A 22,516-nucleotide genomic window follows, 5' to 3' on the forward strand; every position below is an offset into this window, starting at 1 on the left:
TAGGGAGTGAAGATGAAAGGTCGAGGGCTTAGAAATAGCCTTCTTGCTTCTTCTTCTCCATGGAAGCAGCGGAATCGTGGTCGATCATCCGGCCCTGGCGTTCGCTGGTCTTGGTCAGCAGCATTTCCTGGATGATCTCGGTCAGCGTGCTGGCGGTGGACTCCACCGCGCCCGACAGCGGGTAGCAGCCCAGGGTGCGGAAGCGCACGCTCTTCATCATCGGCACCTCGCCCTCGCGCAGCGGGAAGCGCTCGTCGTCGACCATGATCAGGGTGCCGTCACGGTCGACCACCGGACGCTCGGCGGCGTAGTACAGCGGCACGATGGGGATGTTTTCCAGGTAGATGTACTGCCAGATGTCCAGCTCGGTCCAGTTCGAGATGGGGAAGCAGCGGATCGACTCGCCCTTGTGCTTGCGGCCGTTGTAAAGGCGCCAGAGCTCGGGGCGCTGGTTCTTCGGGTCCCAGCGGTGCTGCGCGCTGCGGAACGAGAAGATGCGCTCCTTGGCGCGGCTCTTCTCTTCGTCGCGGCGGGCGCCGCCAAAGGCCACATCAAAGTTGTACTTGTCCAGCGCCTGCTTCAGGCCCTGGGTCTTCCACATGTCGGTGTGGATCTGCGAGCCGTGGGTGAAGGGGTTGATGCCCAGCTCCATCGCCTCGGGGTTGTGATAGACCAGCAGGTCCATGCCCGAGTCCTTGGCCATGCGGTCACGCAGCTCGTACATGGCGCGGAACTTCCAGGTGGTGTCCACATGCAGCAGCGGGAACGGCGGCGGCGCCGGGTAGAAGGCCTTGCGCGCCAGATGCAGCATCACGGCCGAGTCCTTGCCGATCGAATACAGCATCACCGGGTTGTCGGCTTCGGCGACAACCTCGCGCATGATGTGGATGCTCTCGGCTTCCAGGCGTTGGAGGTGGGTCAGGCTCATCGGTTTTTCCTGCGCAGGTGGGATGTTGGCGACGGCGGGGCGGGCCCGGCTGTCGAAGGACGGGATGTTCGCCGCTGGCGCGGCACGCGGGGGATCGTTTGTTGTGGCGTTGGTCACGGGCGGCGCTTCGGCCGCTGCTCGGCGTATCGGCGCGATCGGGCAATCCTGAAGTGCCAGCGCGGGCTGGGTGGCCAGCCAAGCGGTCAGAGTGGGCGCGCGGCGCAGGTCGGGGCCGTGCAGGGCCAGCAGCCAGGGGCCGTCGGGGTCGGCGGCCAGGCGCTCGAACAGGCGGCGCCAGCCGTCCAGCGCCGACAGGCGCTCCACCGGCAGCCAGCGCAGGCTGCCACGCGGTGTCAGGGCGACCAGGATGCCGGCCCCTGCGGGTGCGCCACTGTGGTGCGCCAGCGCGCCCACCCACAGCAGCTTGCGGTGCTGGGCGCGGGCCTCGCGCTGCAGCGCGGGCCAGCCCTCGCGCAGCCAGTCGGCGCCGGGGCCGCGCTGGGGTGCGGCGTCGGCCAGGCTGTGCAGGGCCAGGCCCCAGCGCTCCAGCAGGCGCGACAGCGCGCGCGGCTCCAGGCTCAGGCCCCAGCGCTGGCGGGCCAGCGCCTGCAGCGCGGTGGTGTCCCACAGGCCGGCGGGCAGGCCGGCGGTTTCGGGGGGCTGGGTCAACGCGGCCTGGCGCAGCGCGGCCTCCTGGGCGGCGTCCAGCACGCGGCCGCTGCCGCGCGGGCGGCCGCGTGCGGCCACGTCGATTGCCTGCCAGCCGCCCTGCTCGAAGGCCTGGTAGGCCTTGATGATGGTGGGCACGCTCAGGCCGGTGGCGGCCTGGATCTGGCTCAGGCTCAGACCGTCCACGCGCAGCTGCACCGCACGCCGGCGGCGTGAATTCAGCGCAGAAACGTCGGGTGCGTGCGTGGACACGGTCTGGTCAATAAATGTTTTAGGGGTGGGAGTGTGCCATGGGCGCTGCACAATCGGGCATCCCTTGTTTGGCATGACCCCACCATGAACGCAGCCACCACCCCCGACCTGTCCGCCCTGCTGGAAAGCCTGGTGCCGCTGATCCGCGATGCGGGTCAGGTCATCATGGACATCTACGCCACCGACTTTGATGTGACCAAGAAGGGCGACGATTCGCCGGTCACCCAGGCCGATGGCCGCGCCGAGGCGGTGATCCTGGCTGGCCTGGCGCGCCTGGCCCCGGGCATCCCGGTGGTGGCCGAAGAGGCCGTGTCGGCGGGCAATATTCCGGATGTGAGCGACCGCTTCTTTCTGGTCGATCCGCTGGACGGCACCAAGGAGTTCATCAGCCGCAATGGCGAGTTCACCGTGAACATCGCGCTGATCGAGCAGGGCCGCCCGGTGCTGGGTCTGGTCTATGCGCCGGCCATCGGCCGCCTGTTCGGCGGCGTGGCCGGGCAGGGCGCCTGGCTGGAAGACGCCCAGGGCCGCCGCGCCATCCGCTGCCGTGCCGTGCCCGCCGAGGGCCTGACCGTGGTGGCCAGCCGCTCGCACGGCGACGAGACCGCGCTCGACGCCTTCCTGGGGGGCCGCAAGGTGGCCTCGCGCACCAACGCCGGCTCGTCGCTGAAGCTGTGCCTGGTGGCCGCCGGCGAGGCCGACCTGTACCCGCGCCTGGGCCGCACCATGGAGTGGGACATCGCCGCCGGTGACGCCGTGCTGCGCGCCGCGGGTGGCAAGGTCACGGTGGTGGCCGACGGCGCCGACCTGCGTTACGGCAAGCCGGGCTTCGACAACCCGCACTTCGCCGCCGCCGGTCTCTGACCGGCCCCGCCCCGCCCGCCCTGGCCATGTCCGTGACGGACGCCTGCGCGGCGCTGCTGGAGGGCCGTCGCCTGTGGGCGCCCACGCCGGGCGTGGCGCGCATCGCCACGCTGCCCGAGCTGCTGCACGGGGCCCGGCTGGTGCGCTCCCCGGCCGACGCCGACGCGGTGCTGGCCTGGGGCCGCAAGCCCAGCGCCGAGCGCGCCGAAGCGCTGGCGCGCCGCCACGGCCTGCCGCTGCTGCGGCTGGAGGACGGCTTCCTGCGCTCGCTGGCGCTGGGGCCGGATGCGCCGCCGTGGTCGGTGGTGCTGGACGACGAGGGCATCTACTACGACGCCAGCCGGCCCTCGCGCCTGGAGCGCCTGATCGCCGCCGGCGTGGACGCCACCCAGGCCGCGCGCGCCGAGGCGCTGCGCCAGGCCTGGTGCGACGCGCGCGTGTCCAAGTACAACCTGGCGCGTGACCGCGACCCCGCCGGCCTGGTGCGCCCGGGCGACGTGCTGGTGGTGGACCAGACCGCCGGCGACGCCGCCATCACCCACGGCGGCGCCGACGCCAGCAGCTTTGCACGCATGCTCGAAGCGGCGCTGGACGAACACCCCGGCGCGCGCGTGCTGCTGAAGGTCCACCCCGATGTGCTGACCGGTCGCAAGCGCGGGCATTTCTCGCCCGAGCGCCTGACGCCGGGAGTCGCCGCGCGGGTGGTGTGGCTGGCCGATCCGGTGCACCCGCCCGATCTGCTGCAGCAGGTGGCGGCGGTGTATGTGGTGACCTCGCAGATGGGCTTCGAGGCGCTGCTGTGGCGCCGCCCGCTGCGCTGTTTCGGCCTGCCCTTCTACGCCGGCTGGGGCCTGAGCAGCGATGAGCGGCCGCTGCCGCGGCGCGCCCCGGCCGCGCTGGAGGCGCTGGTTCACGCGGCGCTGGTGGACTACCCGCGCCAGGTGCATCCCCACGGTGGTGCACGCTGCACCCCGGAGGCGCTGGTGCAGGCCGTGGGCTGGCTGCGTCAGCAGCGCCAGCAGGATCCCGAACGCGTCACCGCGGTGGGCTTCTCCTGGTGGAAACGGCCGATCCTGCGGCGCTTCATGCCGGGCAGCCAGGTGCAGTTCCAGTCGGCGCGCCAGCCGCTGGCGGGCGGCGAACACCTAGTGCTGTGGGGCCGCTCCGCGCCTCCGGCTGGTGGCGTGCCGGCCAGTGTGCGCCGGGTCGAGGACGGTTTCCTGCGCTCGGTGGGCCTGGGCGCCGAGATGCGCCAGCCGCTGTCCTGGGTCGTCGACGCCCAGGGCCTGTACTACGACGCCACCGCACCCTCGCAGCTGGAGCAGTGGTTGCAGTCGGGCGAGTTGCCGGCGGCGCTGCGCGCGCGGGCGGCGGCGCTGCGCCAGCGCATCCTGGCGGCGCGCCTGACCAAGTACAACCTGGCCGGCCGCGCCTGGCAGCGCCCGGCGGGTGACCGGCCGGTGCTGCTGGTGGTGGGCCAGGTGGAGGCCGATGAGTCCCTGCGCTGGGGTGCACCAGGACTGTGCCGCAATGCCGACCTGCTGCGCGCCGCCCGGGCCGAGCGCCCCGACGCCTGGCTGGTCTACAAGCCCCACCCCGATGTGGTGGCCGGCCTGCGCCGCGCCGGTGACGGTGAGGCCCAGGCCCAGGCCAGCGCCGACGAGGTGGTGGTGGACGTGCCGATCGACCTGCTGATCGAGCAGGTGGACGAAGTGCATGTACTCACTTCCTTGGCGGGCTTTGAAGCACTGCTGCGTCAGCGCCGGGTGGTCTGCTGGGGTGCGCCCTTTTACGCCGGCTGGGGCCTGACCGAGGACCGCGTGGCGCTGCCGCGGCGCCAACGCCGGCTGGACCTGGACAGCCTGGTGGCCGCCGCCCTGATCCTGTATCCGCGCTACGTGGACCCCGCCAGTGGCCTGCCCTGCCCGCCCGAGCGGGCGATCGACGCGCTGCTGGCCTGGCGCGAGCGCCCGCCCGAGGGACGGGCCCGGCGGGCGGCCCGGCGCTGGCTGCTGGGATGGGCACGCCGCTTGCGTGGACGTTGATAGTCGCCGCAATGGAGGCATAGGTCACGGTTTCGGCGGTTCCAAAGCCCCTGTAGGTTCACTATTGGGGATCGCGGACCGTTGTAAAGGCCACTTACACTGCGGACACAAAGACACCATGCTGGTGCATGCGAGGGATTCCGGCATGTTTCCGGTGGCGGTGGCTTGCCCTGAAGTAGCCATGATTCCGCATTCTCTGGACCATTTGCTGTCGCGCCAACGCACCCTGATGCTTCAGGGCCCGATGGGCGACTTCTTCGCGCGCCTCGCCCAGACGCTGCGCAGCAACGGCCAGCAGGTCTGGAAGGTCAACTTCAACGGCGGCGACGACCTGTTCTACAGCGGCACCGACGTGCTGCGCTTCCACCAGCCGGCCGCCTTCTTCGCCGAGTGGTTCGCCCACCTGCTGGACGACCTGCAGCCCGACACCCTGGTGCTGTTCGGCCAGTCGCGCCCGCTGCACGCGATGGCCATTCCGCTGGCCCGCGCCCGCGGCATGGCGGTCTTCGTGTTCGAGGAAGGCTATGTCCGCCCCGACTACGTGACGCTGGAGCAGGGCGGTGTGAACGCCGCCTCCACGCTGCCGCGCGACGCCGCCTACTACCGCGCCCGCCTGCCTGAAACCCTGCCGGCGCCGCAGCCCACGCACCAGACCTTCGGCCAGGTGGCCAAGATCGCCATCCGCTACGCGCTGGCCTGCCGCGCCGAGCGCCGCACCTACCCGCACTACCGCCACCACCGCGAGATCGACACCGTCGCCGAGGGCCTGCGCTGGGTGCGCGGCTGGGCGCGCAAGCACTGGCACCACTGGCGGGAGCGCAAGGACTCGGCCTTCCTGGCCGCGCCCGAGCAGCACAAGCGCTTCTTCCTGGCGCCGCTGCAGGTGTGGAACGACAGCCAGATCGTCGTGCACTCGCGCTACGGCGAGATGGGCGACTTCATCGACGAGGTGCTCAGCTCCTTCTCGCTGCATGCGCCGGCCGACACGCTGCTGGTCTTCAAGCACCACCCGCTGGACCGGCCCTACTCCGACTACACCCACTCGATCGCCCGTCGAGCCAAGGAGTTCGGCGTGGCCGACCGCGTGCACTACATCCACGACCAGCACCTGCCCACGCTGCTGCGCCAGGCGCTGGGCGTGATCACGGTGAACAGCACCACCGGCTTGCAGGCCCTGTTCCACGGCACGCCGGTGATCACGCTGGGCGACGCGGTCTATGACGTCGAAGACCTGGTCTTCGACGGCGAACTCGACGACTTCTGGAAGAACCCGGGCACGGTGGATGCGGCGCTGTTCCAGGCCTTCCGCAACCACCTGGTCACCGAGACCCAGCTCAACGCCAGCTTCTACGCCGACACGCCGGGTCTGCCGACCTACGCGATGTCGTCCAGCACCGCGCTCAGCCGCCGGCTCGAGGCCACCTCGCCGATCCCCAGGCCGCGGCCCCAGTCGGCCGCCTGATCGGCGCCGATCTTCCCCACGTTGAAGTAGCGCGCCTCGGGGTGCGCCAGGTAGAAGCCGCTGACCGAAGCGGCGGGCGTCATCGCCATGCTCTCGGTCAGGCCCATGCCGATGGATTCGGCCTGCAGCAGCGCGAACATGTCGGCCTTGATGCCGTGCTCCGGGCAGGCCGGGTAGCCCGGCGCCGGGCGGATGCCCTGGTAGGCCTCCTGGATCAGCTGCTCGTTGCTGAGCTGCTCGTCGGCCGCGTAGCCCCACAGGTCGGTGCGCACGCGCTGGTGCAGGCGCTCTGCGAAGGCCTCGGCCAGGCGGTCGGCCAGGGCCTTGAGCATGATCGATGAGTAGTCGTCGTGCGCGGCCTCGAACTCGGCCAGCTTCTTCTCGATGCCAATGCCCGCGGTCACCGCGAACAGGCCCACGTGGTCGGGCTGCACGCCCAGCGGCGCGACAAAGTCGGCCAGCGAGCGGTTGGGCCGGCGCACGCCGTCCACCACCGGGCGCTCGCCCTGCTGGCGCAGCGGGCGCCAGCGCAGCACCGGCTGCTGGCGCGCGGCGTCGGCGAACAGCGTGATGGTCTCGCCGTCCACGGTGTTGGCCGGGCACAGGCCGATCACGCCGTGGGCCTGCAGCCAGCGGCCGTCGATCAGCTTCTTCAGCATGGCCTGGGCGTCGGCGAAGACCTTGCGCGCGGCATCGCCCACCACCGCGTCATCCAGGATGGCGGGGTAGCGGCCGGCCAGGTCCCAGGTCTGGAAGAAGGGCGTCCAGTCGATGCACTGGGCGATCTCGGCCAGGTCGTAGGCGCGGAACTCGCGCCGGCCGATGAACTTGGGCGGCGCCGGCGGCTGCGACCAGTCCAGCCGCGCTGCGTTGGCGTGCGCCTGCGCGAAGGGCAGCAGCGGCGCCTTCTTCTTGCCGGCGTGCAGCGCGCGCACCTGGTCCTGGTCGGCGCGCAGATCCGCCCGGGTGGCCGCGCCGCGCTCCTCCGACAGCAGGTCGGCACACACGCCCACCGCGCGCGAGGCATCGGGCACATAGACCACCGGCCCGCTGTAGTGCGGCGCGATCTTCACCGCGGTGTGCACCCGGCTGGTGGTGGCGCCGCCGATCAGCAGCGGCGTGCCGCGCGCGCTGAACCAGGGGTCGCGCTGCATCTCGGCCGCCACATGCTGCATCTCCTCCAGGCTGGGCGTGATCAGGCCCGACAGGCCGATGATGTCGGCGCCCTCGGCACGGGCTTTTTCGAGGATGTCCTGCGCGGGCACCATCACGCCCATGTTGACGACCTCGAAGTTGTTGCACTGCAGGACCACGGTGACGATGTTCTTGCCGATGTCGTGCACGTCGCCCTTGACGGTGGCAATGACGATCTTGCCCTTGGGGCGCACGTCGGCGCCGGCGTCCAGCGCGGCCTGCTTCTCGGCCTCGATGTAGGGCAGCAGGTGGGCCACCGCCTGCTTCATCACGCGCGCGCTCTTGACCACCTGCGGCAGGAACATCTTGCCGGCGCCGAACAGGTCGCCCACAGTGTTCATGCCGGCCATCAGCGGGCCTTCGATCACGTGCAGCGGCCGGCCACCGTTGGCGCGGATGGCCTGCCAGGCCTCTTCGGTGTCGGTGTCGATGAACTCGGTGATGCCGTGCACCAGCGCATGGCTCAGGCGCTCGTTCACACCGTGCTGGCGCCAGGCCAGGCGCGCGCTGTCGTCCTTGGCCGCGCCCTTGACCTGCTCGGCCACCTCGAGCAGGCGCTCGGTGGCGTCGGGGCGGCGGTTCAGCACCACGTCCTCGACGCGCTCGCGCAGGTCGGCATCCAGGTCGTCGTACACGCCCACCATGCCGGCGTTGACGATGCCCATGTCCAGCCCCGCCTGGATGGCGTGGTACAGGAAGACGGTGTGGATGGCCTCGCGCACCGGCTCGTTGCCGCGGAAGCTGAAGCTCACGTTGGACACGCCGCCCGAGACCTTGGCGCCCGGCAGGTTCGCCTTGATCCAGCGCGTGGCCTCGATGAAATCGACCGCGTAGTTGTCGTGCTCGGGAATGCCGGTGGCGATGGCGAAGATGTTGGGGTCGAAGATGATGTCCTCGGCCGGGAAGCCCACCTCCTCGGTCAGGATGCGGTAGGCGCGTGCGCAGATCTCGGTCTTGCGCGCGAAGCTGTCGGCCTGGCCCTGCTCGTCGAAGGCCATCACCACCGCGGCCGCGCCGTAGCGGCGCACCAGCGTGGCCTGGCGCTTGAACTCGGCCTCGCCTTCTTTCAGGCTGATCGAGTTGACGATGCCCTTGCCCTGCAGGCACTTCAGGCCCGCTTCAATGACCGCCCACTTGGACGAGTCCACCATGATGGGCACGCGGGCGATCTCGGGCTCGGAGCCGATCAGGTTCAGGAAGCGCACCATCGCCGCCTGCGAGTCCAGCATGGCCTCGTCCATGTTGACGTCGATGACCTGGGCGCCGTTCTCCACCTGCTGGCGCGCCACGGCCAGGGCCTTCTCGTACTCGCCCGCCAGGATCATCTTGGCGAACACCCGCGAGCCGGTGACGTTGGTGCGCTCGCCGATGTTGACGAAGAGCGAGCCCTCGCCAATGGCAATCGGCTCCAGGCCGGACAGGCGCATCGGGGGCAGGGAAGAGGCAGCGTTCATCGGCGTCATGCAGGCAGGCGGGCTCACCCGCTGGAAAAAGACGGGCGAGCGTGGTTGTTGGGCCCAAGCCTGACGGCCGCCGCGCCCATCAGGGCCCGGCGCGCCGCTGCAACGCTCCTTGGAGGCGGGCAATTTTAACGGAGGCACGGGCCGATCCGGTTGGACCGCTGCGCGCTCCGCGCTACCCTGCGCAACTGCCCATGACCGATCCCGCCGCGCCCACCCTGATCAGCCGCTCGATGAGCGACGAACCGGTCTGGGCGCAACTCGCCGCCGACCTGCTGCGCAGCGCCGACGCGCTGGCCGGGCTGAGCGCGCTGGACGCCCAGTGCATCGTTTCCTACGCCCGCCTGCTGCGCTGTGGCGAAGGCCAGGTGCTGACGCGCGAGGGCGAGGCTGCCGGCGAGGGCTTCATGATGCTGGTGCTGGACGGCGAGGTCACGGTGGAGACCATGGTCGCCCGTCGTGAGCAGCCGGTGGTGGTGTCGGTGGCCGGGCCGGGTCACCTGATCGGCGAGACCGCGCTGCTCGACGGCGGCCCGCGCACAGCCACCTGCACCGCCACCACGTCGGTCATCGGCGCCGGGCTCAGCCGCAACGCGCTGCAGCGCATGATGCGCGCCGAGCCCGAGGTGGCCGCCAAGCTGCTGGCCGGCGTGGGCCAGCGCATGGCCCAGCGCCTGCGCGACCTGACGCGCCAGCAGCGTGTCTACCACCAGCTGCTGGGCGCGATGCAGGCCGAACTGGAGCAGTCCCAGCGGCAATTGCAGCAGGTGATGGACGGCGCCGCGCGGCGCACGGCCCAGCGCGGCGCTGACGCATCCTAGGCATGGCGCAGGCCACCGGCCAGGGGGCCCATGGTCGAACTGACCAGAGCCTCCCTCCTGGAGGGAGGCTGGAGGGAGCAGTCCAACGAACTGGAGGCCCTTCCCGGAGGGGGCTCAGGGGAGCCGTGTGAAAGGCCGAAGCCTGAGCGCCAGCGCGGCCTAAGCCGCGCAGGCGCTCAAGCCTCCGCCACCAGCCGGCTGAACGGCCGGCTGGCCAGCGCGCGCGGCTGGTAGCGGCCCACGCGCTGGGCAATGGCGGCGATGTGTGCCGGCGTGGTGCCGCAGCAGCCGCCCACGATGTTCAGAAAGCCCGCCTTGGCGAACTCCTCCATCAGGCCGCCGGTGACCTCGGGCGTCTCGTCGAAGCCGGTGTCGCTCATCGGGTTGGGCAGGCCGGCGTTGGGGTAGCAGCTGACGAACGTGTCGCCCGCCACCCGGCCCAGCTCCTCGATGTAGGGCCGCATCAGCGTGGCGCCCAGTGCGCAGTTCAGGCCGATCGCCAGCGGCCGCGCATGGCGCACCGAGTGCCAGAAGGCGCCCACCGTCTGGCCGCTGAGGATGCGGCCGGAGGCGTCGGTGACGGTGCCGGAGATGATCACCGGCAGGCGCTCGCCGGTGGCCTCCATCAGCTCATCGAGCGCGAAGATCGCGGCCTTGGCGTTGAGCGTGTCGAAGATGGTCTCGACCAGGAACAGGTCGCAGCCGCCCTCCAGCAGACCTTCGGCCTGTTCGCGGTAGCTGTCGCGCAGTTGGTCGAAGCTGATGTTGCGCGCGCCGGGGTCGTTCACGTCGGGGCTGATGCTGGCGGTGCGCGGCGTGGGGCCCAGTGCGCCGGCCACGAGGCGCGGGTGATCCGGGGTGCTGTAGCGATCGGCCGCTTCGCGCGCCACGCGGGCGGCGGCGATGTTCATCTCGCGTGCCAGGTGGCCCAGGCCGTAGTCTTCCTGGGCAATGGAGGTGGCGCCGAAGGTGTTGGTCTCGATGATGTCGGCACCGGCGGCCAGGTACTGCTCGTGGATCTCGCGGATCACATCCGGGCGCGTCAGCACCAGCAGGTCGTTGTCGCCCTTCAGGTCCTTCGGATGATCGGCCAGCGCGGCATGGCGGAAGTCGGCCTCGCCCAGCTTGTAGCGCTGGATCATCGTGCCCATCGCCCCGTCGATGATGACGATGCGTTGCGCAAGCAGCGCCGGCAGGGCGGCGCCGCGGGTGTAGGCGGGGTCAGGGCGGGTCATGGCCCTGATTGTAGGAAACCCGACCGCGCCGCGCCCGCGCCCGGGCGAATCACTGCAGCAGCCGCTGCAGCGTGCCGACGCAGGTGCCAGCGATGCAGGCGTGGTTGGGCCCGCAGGAGAAAGCACAGCGGCCGCAGTTGTTCGGATCGGACATCAGATTGAACGCGCACATGGACGTGTTGCAACCGGCAAAGCCGGCGACACACTCGCAGCTGACGCCGATGTTGCCGACGTCGCCATTGACGACGCCGCTGCCGTTGCTGACGTTGCACTGGGCGTTCGGACCCGGCGTGACGGCCACGTTGTAGGACGAGCCCTGCGGGTATCGCGGCGCGAAGGCGAACGCGCCGTCGGCCGTGAGGTTGAGCTTGTCGGTGCCATTGTTGGTCAGCGAGGCGCCGCCCCAGGGCGTGCCCGCAGTGACGGTGCCGCCCAACTTGAACAGGCCCACTGCGGCCGCCTGGCAGTCCAGGCGCCGGCCCTTGGCGTTCTCCACCAGCGGTGTCTGCGAGGCCTTGTTGGTGCTGGTGACGAACCACCAGCCATAGAACGGGTAGGCCGCGTTGTCGGTGAAATTGGCGCGCGGGATCAGCAGGCTGTCATGCCGCTTGGAGCCGGCCTCGCGTACCGTCAGCAGCCGGCCCATCGGGACTGCGGCTTCGGTGATCGTGCTCTCGTCGTAGACCACCGCCAGGCCGCCCGTGGGCTGCACGCTCAGGCTGCGCACCGTGGGCGGCGTGCCGGTTTCCTCGTAGCTGACCGTCAGGCCGTCGGCACTGCAGCGGTAGGTGCTGGCGTGGGCGCCCACGCTCAGCAGGGTCAGCAGGACGCCGGCCAGGGCGGTCATGGCGCGAAGAACTGGGCGGGTCATCCAGGCTCCTTGGATTTCAGCAGCGCAGGCCAGCAGCGTATCCGCCCGGGCCGGGGCGGGGCTATCGGTCAAACGAGGGAGGGTGTCGGCTTTACGCCACTTCACACGCCGTCGACGCGAGCGACAGGCGCGCGCCCCAGACTGGCGGGATGACAACAGCGTGGAAGACTCTTCTCGCCACCTGCGGCCTGCTGGTTGCGGTGGTTGCCAGTGCGCAGCCGATGGGCGGCATGGGGCCGGGCCGCGGGCCCGGTGACGGCCCGCCCGGCGCACGTGGTCCGGCCCGCCCCGAACGCAGCCTGGACGACCTGCTGCCGCCCGACCCCTGGCGGCTGTGGTTCCAGCGCGTGACGCTGGAACAGGGCGCGCTGACCTCGCGACCCGACCAGGTGGCCGTGGTGCAGGACTTCGTGCAGGCACTGGACACCGTGCAGCGCCTGTCGGCCCAGCGCCTGCAGCAGATGACCCATCCGCCCGCACCGCCACCCAGCCTGGGGCTGGACCTGGGGCGCGAGCTGCAGATGCAGGCGGGCGATGCCCAGGCCTGGGCGCAGGCGCTGGCGCTGCTGCAGCAACGCTGGCAGGCCGCCCGCGAACGGCTGGACGGCGGTCAGCGTGCGCGCCTGGAGGGCGCCTGGCTGGCGGCCTTCGCGCCGCCGGGCCCTAGCCGAGACCGATCGGCGCCGGCGCGCGATTGAGGATCTGCTGGAACAGCGGCCGGTAGCCGTCTTCCGGCTCATGGCCGGTCAGCGGGTCCTTGTTGGCGGCGAAGGCCGCGTCGAGCTGCGCCCAGTCCTCGGCGCTGAGGTGCTCGACCGCGGCGGGCAGCACCTCGCTCTCCTCCAGGGCCATGTGGCGCAGGTAGTTGTCGATGTAGCGGTCCAGCGCCTGCTCGAAGGCGGCGCGGCGCGGTTCGCCCATCACCTCGTAGGCCAGCAGCAGGTGTTCCAGATCGCGCACGCCGCGCTCGCCATGGGCGTGGTCGCGGTCGAGCTTGTCCAGTGTGTCGGCCAGGGCCGGCACGCGCTGGCGCAGCTTCGGGAACAGCAGCTCGCTTTCCTTGGTGTGGTGCAGGCGCTCGGGGAATTCGTCGATGTAGAACAGCATCGCCCGCACCAGTTCGAAATCGGGCGGGCGGCCGTCGCGGCGGGCCTGGGCCATCAGCAGCGGCAATGACTTCAGCATCGCGGCCAGGGCCTGGTGCTCGTCCTTCATGATCGTCAGCGACAGGGGCTTCACGGTCGTCTCTCCAGCGGTGATGGCCGGAGATTGACAGCACCGGGCCGATGGGCCCTTGAGTCAGGTCAAGACTGAGGGCTGTTCAGGCCTACCCGCGGTGCAGCGACTGGCGCTGCACCTGGGTCGGCCCGAACGCGGCCTGCAGCGCGTCGATCAGCACCGCGGCCTTGGCGCTGTTGTCGTCGCCCAGGTTGCACACATAGGCGTCCAGCGTCACCGCACCCAGCTCGGGCCAGGTGTGCACCGCCAGGTGCGACTCGGCCAGCAGCACCACGCCGGTGATGCCGGGCACGCCGCCATCGGGCGGCGGCGGGAAACGGTGGAACAGCTCGCCCACCGGCTGCAGACCAGCCTGCCGCACCGCGCCCAGGCACAGCGTGCGCAGGGCCGCCGGGTCGTGCATCAGCGGCGCGGCGGGGTCACAGCCACGCAGGTCGGCGGTCAGGTGCAGGCCTTGCATCGGGCCGATTATCGGGGCCGATAAAATGCCGGGTTCACCCTCCCCATCCCCCTCGGACGCGCCATGCCCGCCACCTCCCCCCGCAACGATCACCCGCTGATGGCCCAGGCCATCCGTGCCCTGGCGATGGACGCCGTGCAGCAGGCCAATTCCGGCCACCCCGGCGCGCCCATGGGCATGGCCGAGATGGCCCAGGCGCTGTGGACCCGGCACCTGAAGCACAACCCGGCCCAGCCGCAGTGGGCCGACCGCGACCGCTTCGTGCTGTCCAACGGCCATGGCTCGATGCTGATCTACGCGCTGCTGCACCTCACGGGCTATGCGCTGCCGATCGAGCAGCTCAAGGCCTTCCGTCAGCTGCACAGCCTGACCCCCGGCCACCCCGAGGTGGACGTCACCCCCGGGGTGGAGACCACCACCGGCCCGCTGGGCCAGGGCATCACCAACGCGGTGGGCATGGCGCTGGCCGAGAAGCTGCTGGCCTCCGAGTTCAACCGCGACGGCCACACCATCGTCGACCACCGCACCTATGTCTTCATGGGTGACGGCTGCCTGATGGAAGGCATCAGCCACGAGGCGATCGCGCTGGCCGGCGCCTGGAAGCTGAACAAGCTGGTCGCGCTGTACGACGACAACGGCATCTCGATCGACGGCCAGGTGGCCCCGTGGTTCATTGACGACACGCCGGCCCGCTTCAAGGCCTGCGGCTGGAACGTCATCGGCCCGGTCGACGGCCATGACGTGGACGCGGTGGACGCCGCGATCGCCCAGGCCCAGGGCAGCGCTGACAAGCCCACGCTGATCGTCTGCAAGACCAGCATCGGCAAGGGCTCGCCCAACCGCGCCAACACCGCCAAGGCGCACGGCGAGCCGCTGGGCGCCGAAGAGATCCGGCTCACCCGCGAAGCCATCGGCTGGACCGCCGAGCCCTTCGTCATCCCGGCCGAGATCAAGGCCGCCTGGGACGCCACCGACCGCGGCGCCGTGGCCCAGGCCGAGTGGGAGAAGCGCTTCACCGCCTATGCGGTGGCGCACCCGGACCTGGCCGCCGAGTTCCTGCGCCGCATGACCGGCGAGCTGCCTGCCAACTTCGCCGAGGTCGCCGTCGAGGCAGTGGCCAGTGCCCACGAGAAGGCCGAGACCGTGGCCAGCCGCAAGGCCAGCCAGATCGCGCTGGAGACCTTCACCGCCCGGCTGCCCGAACTGCTGGGCGGGTCGGCCGACCTGACCGGCTCCAACCTCACCAACACCAAGAGCACGCCCAACCTGCGCTTTGATGCCGCGGGCGCGGTGGTCAAGAACGAGGCCGGTGTGGGTGGCCGCCACATCAACTACGGCGTGCGCGAGTTCGGCATGGCCGCCATCATGAACGGCATCGCGCTGCATGGTGGCTTCATCCCCTACGGCGGCACCTTCCTGACCTTCAGCGACTACAGCCGCAACGCCATCCGCATGGCCGCGCTGATGAAGCGCCGCGTGATCCACGTCTTCACCCACGACTCGATCGGCCTGGGCGAGGACGGCCCGACGCACCAGAGCGTCGAGCACGCCGCCAGCCTGCGCCTGATCCCGGGCCTGGACGTCTGGCGCCCCGCCGACACCACCGAGACCGCGGTGGCCTGGACCATGGCGCTGGCCAACAAGAACCGCCCCAGCGCGCTGCTGCTGAGCCGCCAGAACCTGCCCTACGCGCCCAAGACCGACGCCGACCTGATCACCCGCGGCGCCTACGTGCTGGCCGAGCCCACCGAAGTGGGCCGCAAGCGCAAGCCGCAGGCGGTGATCATCGCCACCGGCTCCGAGGTGCAGCTGGCGCTGCATGCCCAGGCCGCGCTGGCCGACCTGAAGATCGCGGTGCGCGTGGTGTCGATGCCCTCGACCACCGTCTTCGACCGCCAGGACCGCAACTACAAGAAGGAAGTGCTGCCGCCCAAGCTGCCGCGCATTGCCATCGAGGCCGGCGTCACCGACTTCTGGTGGAAGTACGGCTGCGACGCCGTGATCGGCATCGACCGCTACGGCGAATCGGCCCCGGCCAATGTGCTGTTCCCGATGTTCGGCTTCTCGGTCGAGAACCTGGTGCAGACGGTGCGCAAGGTGCTGGCCAAGTGAGACGTGCCTGGGCAGGCTGGGTGCTGGGGGCCGTGATCGGCCTGCTGGCGCCGCTGCATGTCCGGGCGCAGGACCGGACGACGGTGCCGTCGCCCTACCAGCAGTGCCTCACGCCGGCCGGTGCCGTGCGCGGCGACCCCGAGTACCCCTTCTACGCCTTCAAGACCGGCCAGCCGGGACGGGTGAAGGTGGCCTTGAACTTCGATTCGCCCACCAGCCGGCCTCAGGTCGAGGTGCTGGAGAAGGAAGGCGGGACGGAGTTCGTGGACGCCGTGCGTGAGCACGTCCAGGTGTTTCGCCTGCCCTGCCTGCCGGCTGGCGCCACGCCGGCGCGCTTGCTGTTCGAGTTCGTGTTCCAGCCAGACCGTCGCGAGCCGGTCCGGCTGGAGATCCAGGACCCGGCCCGCGCCAAGTGGGAGCAGCTCGCGGCCTGCATCAAGCATGTGTCCGGTGTCGAGAAGCCCGACTACCCGGAACTGCTGCGGCTCAGAGGGATCCAGGGCCGTGTCCGGGCGCAGATGCAGTTCACCGCACCGGACCAGCCGCCGCGCGTGCAGATGCTCGGCCGGCCTGCCCACAAGGCCCTGATGGCCGAGGTGGACGACTGGGCCCAGGGCTTGCGTATGCCCTGCCACGAGGGCCCGCCGATCGAGGTCCATAGCTGGTACGTCTTCATCCTCGAGGACTCTGCTTACGGTTTCAAGCCTGGCCTGCGCTTCGTTGACCTGCTGTCCCTGGTCAATGGCATCGAGCGCCAGACGGTCAACATCGACACCACCACGCTGGGCTGCCCGTTTGACCTGCGTCTGAGGTACCAGCAGCCCGATCGCAAGAATGCCGTGGCACAGCTTGGCAATGCCCAGGCTTCCCGCCGAGAATTCATGGCTTGGCTCGAGAGCTGGCAGTTCAAGCTGTCGGCCAAGGACCTGGACCGCATCTATGGCGACGCCGTGACCTTCACCGTTCCCTGTCTCAAGATCAATCTCACTCCCAAGGAATCGACATGACCATCAAGATTGGTATCAACGGCTTCGGCCGCATCGGCCGCATGGTGTTCCGCGCCGCCATCCAGAACTTCGCCAAGGACGTGCAGATCGTCGGCATCAACGACCTGCTCGAGCCCGACTACCTGGCCTACATGCTGAAGTACGACAGCGTGCATGGCCGCTTCAAGGGCGAGGTCTCGGTGGACGGCAACAACCTCGTGGTCAACGGCCAGAAGATCCGCCTGACCGCGGTGAAGAACCCGGCCGAACTGGCCTGGGGTGACGTGGGCGCCGACATCGTCATCGAATCCACCGGCCTGTTCCTGACCAAGGAAACCGCCGAGGCCCACCTGAAGGCCGGTGCCAAGAAGGTGATCATGTCGGCCCCGTCCAAGGACGACACCCCGATGTTCGTCTACGGCGTCAACGACAAGACCTACGCCGGTCAGGCCATCATCTCCAACGCCAGCTGCACCACCAACTGCCTGGCCCCGGTGGCCAAGGTGCTCAACGACAGCTTCGGCATCAAGCGCGGCCTGATGACCACGGTGCACGCTGCCACCGCCACGCAAAAGACCGTGGACGGCCCGAGCAACAAGGACTGGCGCGGCGGCCGCGGCATTCTGGAGAACATCATCCCCAGCAGCACTGGCGCGGCCAAGGCGGTGGGCGTGGTGATCCCCGAGCTGAACAAGAAGCTCACCGGCATGGCGTTCCGCGTGCCCACCAGCGACGTGTCGGTGGTGGACCTGACGGTGGAGCTGAACCAGGAAGCCTCGTACGCCGACATCTGCGCCGCGATGAAGGCCGCCTCTGAGGGCGCCATGAAGGGCGTGCTGGGCTACACCGAGGACAAGGTGGTGGCCACCGACTTCCGCGGCGAGTCCTGCACCTCGGTGTTCGACGCCGAGGCCGGCATTGCGCTGGACAAGACCTTCGTCAAGGTCGTGGCCTGGTACGACAACGAGTGGGGCTACTCGAACAAGTGCCTGGAGATGGCACGCGTCATCGCCGGCTGATCGGCCTGGCGCACGCAGGAAAGCCCGCTTCGGCGGGCTTTTTTCATGGCTGAGTGCGGCCTTGCACACGGCAACATCCCGGCAATGTCCTGCGCCCTAGACTCGCGGGCGAGGAGAAGCACATGGCGATGATCAAGGGACGGACCTTTCTGCTGGCCGGGCTGCTGGCGCTGAGCACCGCGGCCGGCGCGGCCGAACAGGGGCCGCTGCGCGCCACCGCCACCACGGCGGCCCGCAGTGAGCAGGCCGGCAGCGAGCAGGCCCGGGTGATCGTGCGCTACCGCGAGGACAGCAGCGTCGTGCGTGCTGCCGCTGCGCGTGGCCAGGTCCAGGCGCAGCATGCCGGCACGCTGGGCGCGCGCCTGGGCCTGCGGCTGCAGGATGGCCGGCCGATGGGCCTGCGCCAGCAGCTGGTGCAGGCCAGCGGCCTGAGCTCGCAGGCGCTGGCCGAGCGGCTGGCCCAGGACCCGCAGGTGGAATGGGCGGTGCCCGACCGCCGCCGCCGCGCCGCCTTCGTGCCCAACGACCCCTTCTTCGCCAGCGGCCAGGCCAGCCCGATGCCGCCGGCCGGCCAGTGGTGGCTGCGGCCCTATGACAGCACGCTGGTCTCGGCCACCCGCACCACCCGGGCCTGGGACACCAGCCGCGGCAGCGGCGTGGTGGTGGCGGTGCTCGACACCGGCGTGCGCAGCGAGCACCCGGACCTGGCCGGCCGCTTCCTACCCGGCTACAACATGATCTCGCCCGACAGCGGCGGCTGCCTGACCGGCAACGGCTCCTGCCGCAATGCCGATGCCACCGACCCCGGCGACTGGGTCAGCCAGACCGACGTCAACAACCACCCCAGCCTGTTCGACAGCAGCTGCCTGGGCGACAGCAGCTGGCATGGCACCCAGGTCTCGGGCATCGTCGGCGCCGGCACGAACAACGCGCTGGGCGTGGCGGGCGTGGCGGGCAGCGCGCAGATCCTGCCGGTGCGGGTGCTGGGCAAGTGCGGCGGCTACGACTCGGACATCATCGACGGCATCCGCTGGGCGGCCGGCCTGACGGTCACCGGCGCGCCGGTCAACCCGAATCCGGCGCAGGTGATCAACCTCAGCCTGGGCGGCAGCGGCGCCTGCGGTACCGCCTACCAGCGCGCGATCAACGAGGTGCTGGCGCTGGGCGTGACCGTGGTGGTGGCGGCCGGCAACGAGGGCGACGCGGTGGGCGCGCCCGCCAACTGCACCGGCGTGGTCGCGGTGGGCGGCCTGCGCCATGTGGGCACCAAGGTGGGCTACTCCAGCCTGGGGCCGCAGGTGGCGATCAGCGCGCCGGCGGGCAATTGCGTCAACGAGAGCGGCGCCTGCCTGTACCCGATCGTCACCACCGCCAACGACGGCGCCACCACGCCCGGCAGCTCGATCTACACCGATGCCTTCAACTACTCGGTCGGCACCAGCTTCTCGGCGCCGATCGTGGCCGGCACCGCGGCGCTGATGAAATCGGCCAACGCCTCGCTGACTGGCTCGCGCATCCGCACCCTGCTGCGCGCCACCGCGCGGCCCTTCCCCACCACCGGTGGTGACGCCAACAGTGGCGTCTGCCACGCCCCCAACGGCACGCCGCAGGACAGCGAGTGCTACTGCACCACCAGCACCTGCGGCGCCGGCATGCTCGACAGCGCCGCGGCGGTGGCGGCGGCGGTCAGTGACGTGGCGGCAGTGATCAGCGCCTCGCCCAGCAGCGCGGTGGCCGGGGCACGGGTGACGCTCTCCAGCAGCGGCTCCAGCGTGGGCAGCGGGCGCAGCATTGCCTCCTACGCCTGGTCGATCACCGGCGGCGGCACGCTGGCCAGCTTCGTCAGCGCCACCAACGCGGCCAGCGCCACGCTGGACACCAGCGGCGCCGGCACCGTCACCGTCAGCCTGACCATCACCGACGACCAGGGCCACAGCGGCAGCACCACGCTGGCGCTGCCGGTGGCCTCGTCCAGCCTGCAGGCGGCGATCTCGGCCTCGCCCAGCGCGCCCACCGTGGGCGACAGCGTGGCGCTCAGCGCCGCCGGCAGCACCGTGGACAGCGGCCGCAGCATCGCCAGCTACCAGTGGGAGATCGTGGACGGCGGCACGCGGGCGGCCTTCAGCGGCAGCACCACCGGCGCCACCGCCACGCTCACCACCAGCGCCGCGGGCACGGTCACGCTGCGCCTGACGGTCACCGACAACCAGGGCCTGTCGTCCAGTGTCGAGCAGTCGCTGCAGATCAGCGCCCAGGCCGCCAGCTCGGGCGGCGGCGGTGGGGGCAGCTCCTGGCCCTTCGGGCTGGGCCTGGGCCTGGCCGGGCTGGCGCTGCGCCGGCGGCGATAAGCGCTTCAGACGCGCCGGGCGGGCGCCGATATCCGGTCAGACCCACTGACCGGATGCCCGGCATGCCTGACCTTGTTTCACGCCTGCGCCCCTGGCTGGGCGCCGTCGCCTGCGGCTTGCCGCTGGCCGCCACAGCCGCCCCCGCCGCCGCGCCGGAGGCCTTCATCCTGCGCCTGCGCGACGCGCCGGCGCACACCGAGCTGAGTCCGCCCCAGGACCGCCGCCAGGCCAGCGCGCTGGCGCGCAGCCAGGTGCTGCGCCTGGCGCAGCGACGGCAATGGCAGGCGGTGCTCAGCGGCAGCGGCCTGGACGGCGAGACCGGCTGGCGCCTGGAGCCGGTGGGCCGCGCCTCGTGGCGGCTGGTGCCGGGCCACCGCCTGAGCGCCACCGAGGCGCGCCGCTGGCAGTCCGCGCTGGCTGCCCAGCCCGGGCTGGCCTGGGTCGAGCCCGACCGCCGCGAGAGCCGGCTGCAGGCCCTGCCCGATGACCCGCTGTACAGCGAGCAGTGGTGGCTGCACCCGGCCGGTGGCGCCAATGCCAACGCGGCGTCCGAGCGCCGCCGCGGCGTCCCGGGTTTCCAGACCGCCTGGGCGCGCCTGGGCGCCGGCAGCGGCCCGGTGGTGGCGGTGCTCGACACCGGCCTCACCGCCCACCCGGACATCGACCCCCACCGGGTGCTGCCCGGCTTCGACATGGTCAGCGACTGGGACAGCGGCGTGGGCCGCGGCCTGGCCGCCGACGGCGACGGCCGTGACAGCGACCCCACCGACCCCGGCGACGCCGTCACCGACAGCGAGCGCAGCGCCGACCCCACCCGCTACGCCGGCTGCAGCAGCAGCGCCAGCAGCTGGCACGGCACCGCGGTGGCGGGCCTGCTGGCCGGCCACACCCGCGACGCCAGCGGCGGCGCCGGTGCCTACGACGGGCTGCGCCTGCTGCCGGTGCGGGTGTCGGGCCAGTGTGGCGCCAGCCTGCGCGACATCGTCGACGGCCTGCGCTGGGCAGCCGGTCTGGCGGTCTGCCAGCGCTGGGCCGATCCGCAGGATCCAGGCTCGGGTTGCGCTGAGTGGGCGCCCACCAACCCCTACCCGGCCAAGCTGATCAACCTGAGCTTCGGCGGGCAGCTCGACTGCGGCTCGGAGTACCAGGCAGCGATCGACGAGCTGTGGGCGCGCGGCGTGCTGGTGGTGGCCCCGGCTGGCAATGCCCATGCCGCCCCGGCCCGGCCGGCCAACTGCCGCCAAGTGGTGGGCGTGGCCGCACTGAACCGCGACGGCTTCAAGGCCAGCTACTCCAACTTCGGCAGCGCGCTGGCGATTGCCACCGTGGGCGGCGACGACAACCAGGGCCTGTGGGGCGCGCTGCTGGCCGATCCGGGCCTGCTGGGCCCGACCAACGAGGGCCTGGACCACGCCGCCAACCCCGGCTGGGGCGCGCACTACGGCAGCAGCTTTGCGGCGCCGCTGGTCTCGGCCACGCTGGCGATGATGCTGGCGGCCGACCCGCGGCTGAGTGCCGCGCAGCTGGTCGACGGCCTGGGCCGCAGCGCCCGGCCGCATGTGCGCTCCACGCTGATCGGCGCCTGCAGCGTCGACAACCCCGGGCGCTGCCTGTGCAGCACCACCAACTGCGGCGCCGGCATCCTGGACGCCGACCAGGCCCTGGCCTGGGCCCAGGCGCAGGCCGCGGGCAGCAGCTGGCAGGCGCCGAACTGGCCCACCGAATGGCTGGACACCGCCGAGCTGCGCGAGGCCGTGGCCATGGGCCCCGACCGCGAACCCACCGCGTCCACCGGCGGCGACAGCGGCACCGGCACCGGCAGCCCGGCGGGCGGCGGTGGTGGCGGCAGCTCGCCCTGGTCGGCGCTGGGCCTGCTGGGCGCGGCGCTGGCCCTGGGGCGGCGGCGCTGAAGCGGGTTCAGCGGCAGTCGCGCCAGACCGGCGCGGCCGGCAGGCGCGCACGCGCCGCGGCCGACACGCGCTCGATGCGCAGCCGGTGCTCCACCGTGGGCGCCTGCAGCACTTGCACGCGGGCGGTGCGCACGCCGCGCGTCTGCAGCCGCTGCAGCGCCGCCTCGGCCTGCTGCAGATCGGTGTAGCGGCCCAGCAGCAGGCCCGGCGCCAGTGCGCCGGGTGCCGGCTCGCTGGGCACGTTGATGCGCTGCAACTCTTCGATCTTGCGTTTCTGCTGCTCGGCGTCGGCGAAGCGGCCCATGTACAGGCCCCAGCTGCCGGGCAGCTCGCGGCGCAGCTCCACCCAGGCCTCGGACCCGATGCCGGCCAGTGCCATGCCCTGGCGCGCCTGGGCGAAGGCGGCGTCGTCCAGCGGACCGGCTTCCAGGCAGGCCATCACGTCGGTGGCGCCGCTGGCGGCCGAGGCCGCGCGCGAGGGCGGCAGCAACTCCACCCGCTCCGGGTGGACCTGGCGCGCCTGGCGCTGCGGCTCGCGCTGCTCGCTGCCCAGGCCCAGCGGCTCGGCCAGCGGCGGCCAGTGCAGGGCCCACCAGGCCAGGTTGGCCAGCAGCAGCAGGATGACCAGCAGACGCAGCATC

General features: G+C 71.2%; 17 protein-coding genes, 1 pseudogene and 1 riboswitch. Of the genes and pseudogenes, 10 read left to right on the top strand and 8 right to left on the bottom strand.

Features of this window, described 5'->3' with window-relative positions:
* Positions 1-28: 28 nt before the first annotated feature.
* Together cysD and KAK03_RS24770 are read right to left on the bottom strand one after the other, a co-directional pair.
* Positions 29-928 (bottom strand): sulfate adenylyltransferase subunit CysD, encoded by a 900-nt coding sequence (gene cysD, locus KAK03_RS24765; RefSeq protein WP_247660904.1) that lies wholly within the window; start codon positions 926-928, stop codon positions 29-31.
* 510 nt (positions 929-1,438) lie between these two features.
* Positions 1,439-1,924 (bottom strand): annotated as a pseudogene (locus KAK03_RS24770) (helix-turn-helix domain-containing protein); the annotation flags it as partial.
* Positions 1,925-1,933: 9 nt separating this feature from the next.
* On the opposite strand from KAK03_RS24770, the gene cysQ reads away from it, so the two are divergent.
* The 3 genes from cysQ to KAK03_RS01800 all read left to right on the top strand — a co-directional run bounded on the left by cysQ (position 1,934) and on the right by KAK03_RS01800 (position 6,220).
* Positions 1,934-2,713, top strand: a complete 780-nt coding sequence (gene cysQ / locus KAK03_RS01790) for a 3'(2'),5'-bisphosphate nucleotidase CysQ (RefSeq protein ID WP_210851457.1) — start codon at positions 1,934-1,936, stop codon at positions 2,711-2,713.
* 26 nt (positions 2,714-2,739) lie between these two features.
* Entirely contained in the window at positions 2,740-4,758 is a 2,019-nt protein-coding gene (locus KAK03_RS01795; protein ID WP_210851458.1) for a capsule polysaccharide biogenesis protein, read from the top strand.
* 181 nt (positions 4,759-4,939) lie between these two features.
* The gene (locus KAK03_RS01800) at positions 4,940-6,220 is read left to right on the top strand and encodes a capsule polysaccharide biogenesis protein (protein WP_210851459.1); all 1,281 of its coding nucleotides are present in this window, start codon (positions 4,940-4,942) and stop codon (positions 6,218-6,220) included.
* On the opposite strand, the gene metH is transcribed toward KAK03_RS01800, so the two are convergent.
* Positions 6,133-8,868 carry a methionine synthase gene (metH, locus tag KAK03_RS01805; RefSeq protein WP_210851460.1) on the bottom strand — a complete coding sequence of 912 codons (2,736 nt, stop codon included), beginning with the start codon at positions 8,866-8,868 and terminating at the stop codon, positions 6,133-6,135. The genes KAK03_RS01800 and metH overlap by 88 nt on opposite strands.
* Before the next feature lie 39 nt (positions 8,869-8,907).
* A riboswitch (S-adenosyl-L-homocysteine riboswitch) is annotated at positions 8,908-8,992 on the bottom strand.
* A 76-nt stretch (positions 8,993-9,068) separates the two neighbouring features.
* Between metH and KAK03_RS01810 the strand changes: the two genes are divergently transcribed.
* Positions 9,069-9,695 (top strand): Crp/Fnr family transcriptional regulator, encoded by a 627-nt coding sequence (locus KAK03_RS01810; protein WP_210851461.1) that lies wholly within the window; start codon positions 9,069-9,071, stop codon positions 9,693-9,695.
* 176 nt (positions 9,696-9,871) lie between these two features.
* Here KAK03_RS01810 and KAK03_RS01815 read toward each other — a convergent pair whose 3' ends face one another.
* Together KAK03_RS01815 and KAK03_RS01820 are read right to left on the bottom strand one after the other, a co-directional pair.
* Positions 9,872-10,930, bottom strand: coding sequence for a homocysteine S-methyltransferase family protein (locus KAK03_RS01815; RefSeq protein ID WP_210851462.1), 1,059 nt, complete (start codon positions 10,928-10,930; stop codon positions 9,872-9,874).
* 49 nt (positions 10,931-10,979) lie between these two features.
* Entirely contained in the window at positions 10,980-11,801 is an 822-nt protein-coding gene (locus tag KAK03_RS01820) for a hypothetical protein (RefSeq protein ID WP_210851463.1), read from the bottom strand.
* A 149-nt stretch (positions 11,802-11,950) separates the two neighbouring features.
* Here KAK03_RS01820 and KAK03_RS01825 point away from each other — a divergent pair, with 149 nt between their 5' ends.
* A complete protein-coding gene (locus KAK03_RS01825) occupies positions 11,951-12,499 on the top strand; it encodes a hypothetical protein (RefSeq protein WP_210851464.1) in 549 nt (182 codons plus the stop codon).
* Here KAK03_RS01825 and KAK03_RS01830 read toward each other — a convergent pair.
* Positions 12,465-13,040: a hemerythrin domain-containing protein gene (locus tag KAK03_RS01830; protein ID WP_210851465.1), complete on the bottom strand. Its 576-nt coding sequence runs from the start codon at positions 13,038-13,040 to the stop codon at positions 12,465-12,467. The two genes, KAK03_RS01825 and KAK03_RS01830, sit on opposite strands and share 35 nt — an antisense overlap.
* An 88-nt stretch (positions 13,041-13,128) precedes the next feature.
* On the bottom strand, positions 13,129-13,500 hold the full coding sequence (speD, locus tag KAK03_RS01835) for an adenosylmethionine decarboxylase (protein WP_210851466.1): 372 nt from the start codon (positions 13,498-13,500) through the stop codon (positions 13,129-13,131).
* 63 nt (positions 13,501-13,563) lie between these two features.
* Between speD and tkt the strand changes: the two genes are divergently transcribed.
* The 5 genes from tkt to KAK03_RS01860 all read left to right on the top strand — a co-directional run bounded on the left by tkt (position 13,564) and on the right by KAK03_RS01860 (position 21,875).
* On the top strand, positions 13,564-15,612 hold the full coding sequence (gene tkt, locus KAK03_RS01840; RefSeq protein WP_247660863.1) for a transketolase: 2,049 nt from the start codon (positions 13,564-13,566) through the stop codon (positions 15,610-15,612).
* Complete coding sequence (locus KAK03_RS01845; RefSeq protein ID WP_210851467.1) at positions 15,609-16,619, top strand: hypothetical protein; 1,011 nt, start codon at positions 15,609-15,611, stop codon at positions 16,617-16,619. Before tkt ends, KAK03_RS01845 begins: the two co-directional genes overlap by 4 nt.
* Positions 16,616-17,617, top strand: a complete 1,002-nt coding sequence (gap, locus tag KAK03_RS01850; protein WP_210851468.1) for a type I glyceraldehyde-3-phosphate dehydrogenase — start codon at positions 16,616-16,618, stop codon at positions 17,615-17,617. Before KAK03_RS01845 ends, gap begins: the two co-directional genes overlap by 4 nt.
* A gap of 122 nt (positions 17,618-17,739) precedes the next feature.
* Positions 17,740-19,965: a S8 family peptidase gene (locus KAK03_RS01855; protein ID WP_210851469.1), complete on the top strand. Its 2,226-nt coding sequence runs from the start codon at positions 17,740-17,742 to the stop codon at positions 19,963-19,965.
* Positions 19,966-20,027: 62 nt separating this feature from the next.
* Complete coding sequence (locus KAK03_RS01860) at positions 20,028-21,875, top strand: S8 family serine peptidase (protein WP_210851470.1); 1,848 nt, start codon at positions 20,028-20,030, stop codon at positions 21,873-21,875.
* A gap of 7 nt (positions 21,876-21,882) precedes the next feature.
* On the opposite strand, the gene KAK03_RS01865 is transcribed toward KAK03_RS01860, so the two are convergent.
* Entirely contained in the window at positions 21,883-22,515 is a 633-nt protein-coding gene (locus tag KAK03_RS01865; RefSeq protein ID WP_210851471.1) for a hypothetical protein, read from the bottom strand.
* Position 22,516 lies beyond the last annotated feature (1 nt).

The sequence above is a fragment of the Ideonella alba genome (assembly GCF_018069845.1).
Classification (GTDB): domain Bacteria; phylum Pseudomonadota; class Gammaproteobacteria; order Burkholderiales; family Burkholderiaceae_C; genus Ideonella; species Ideonella alba.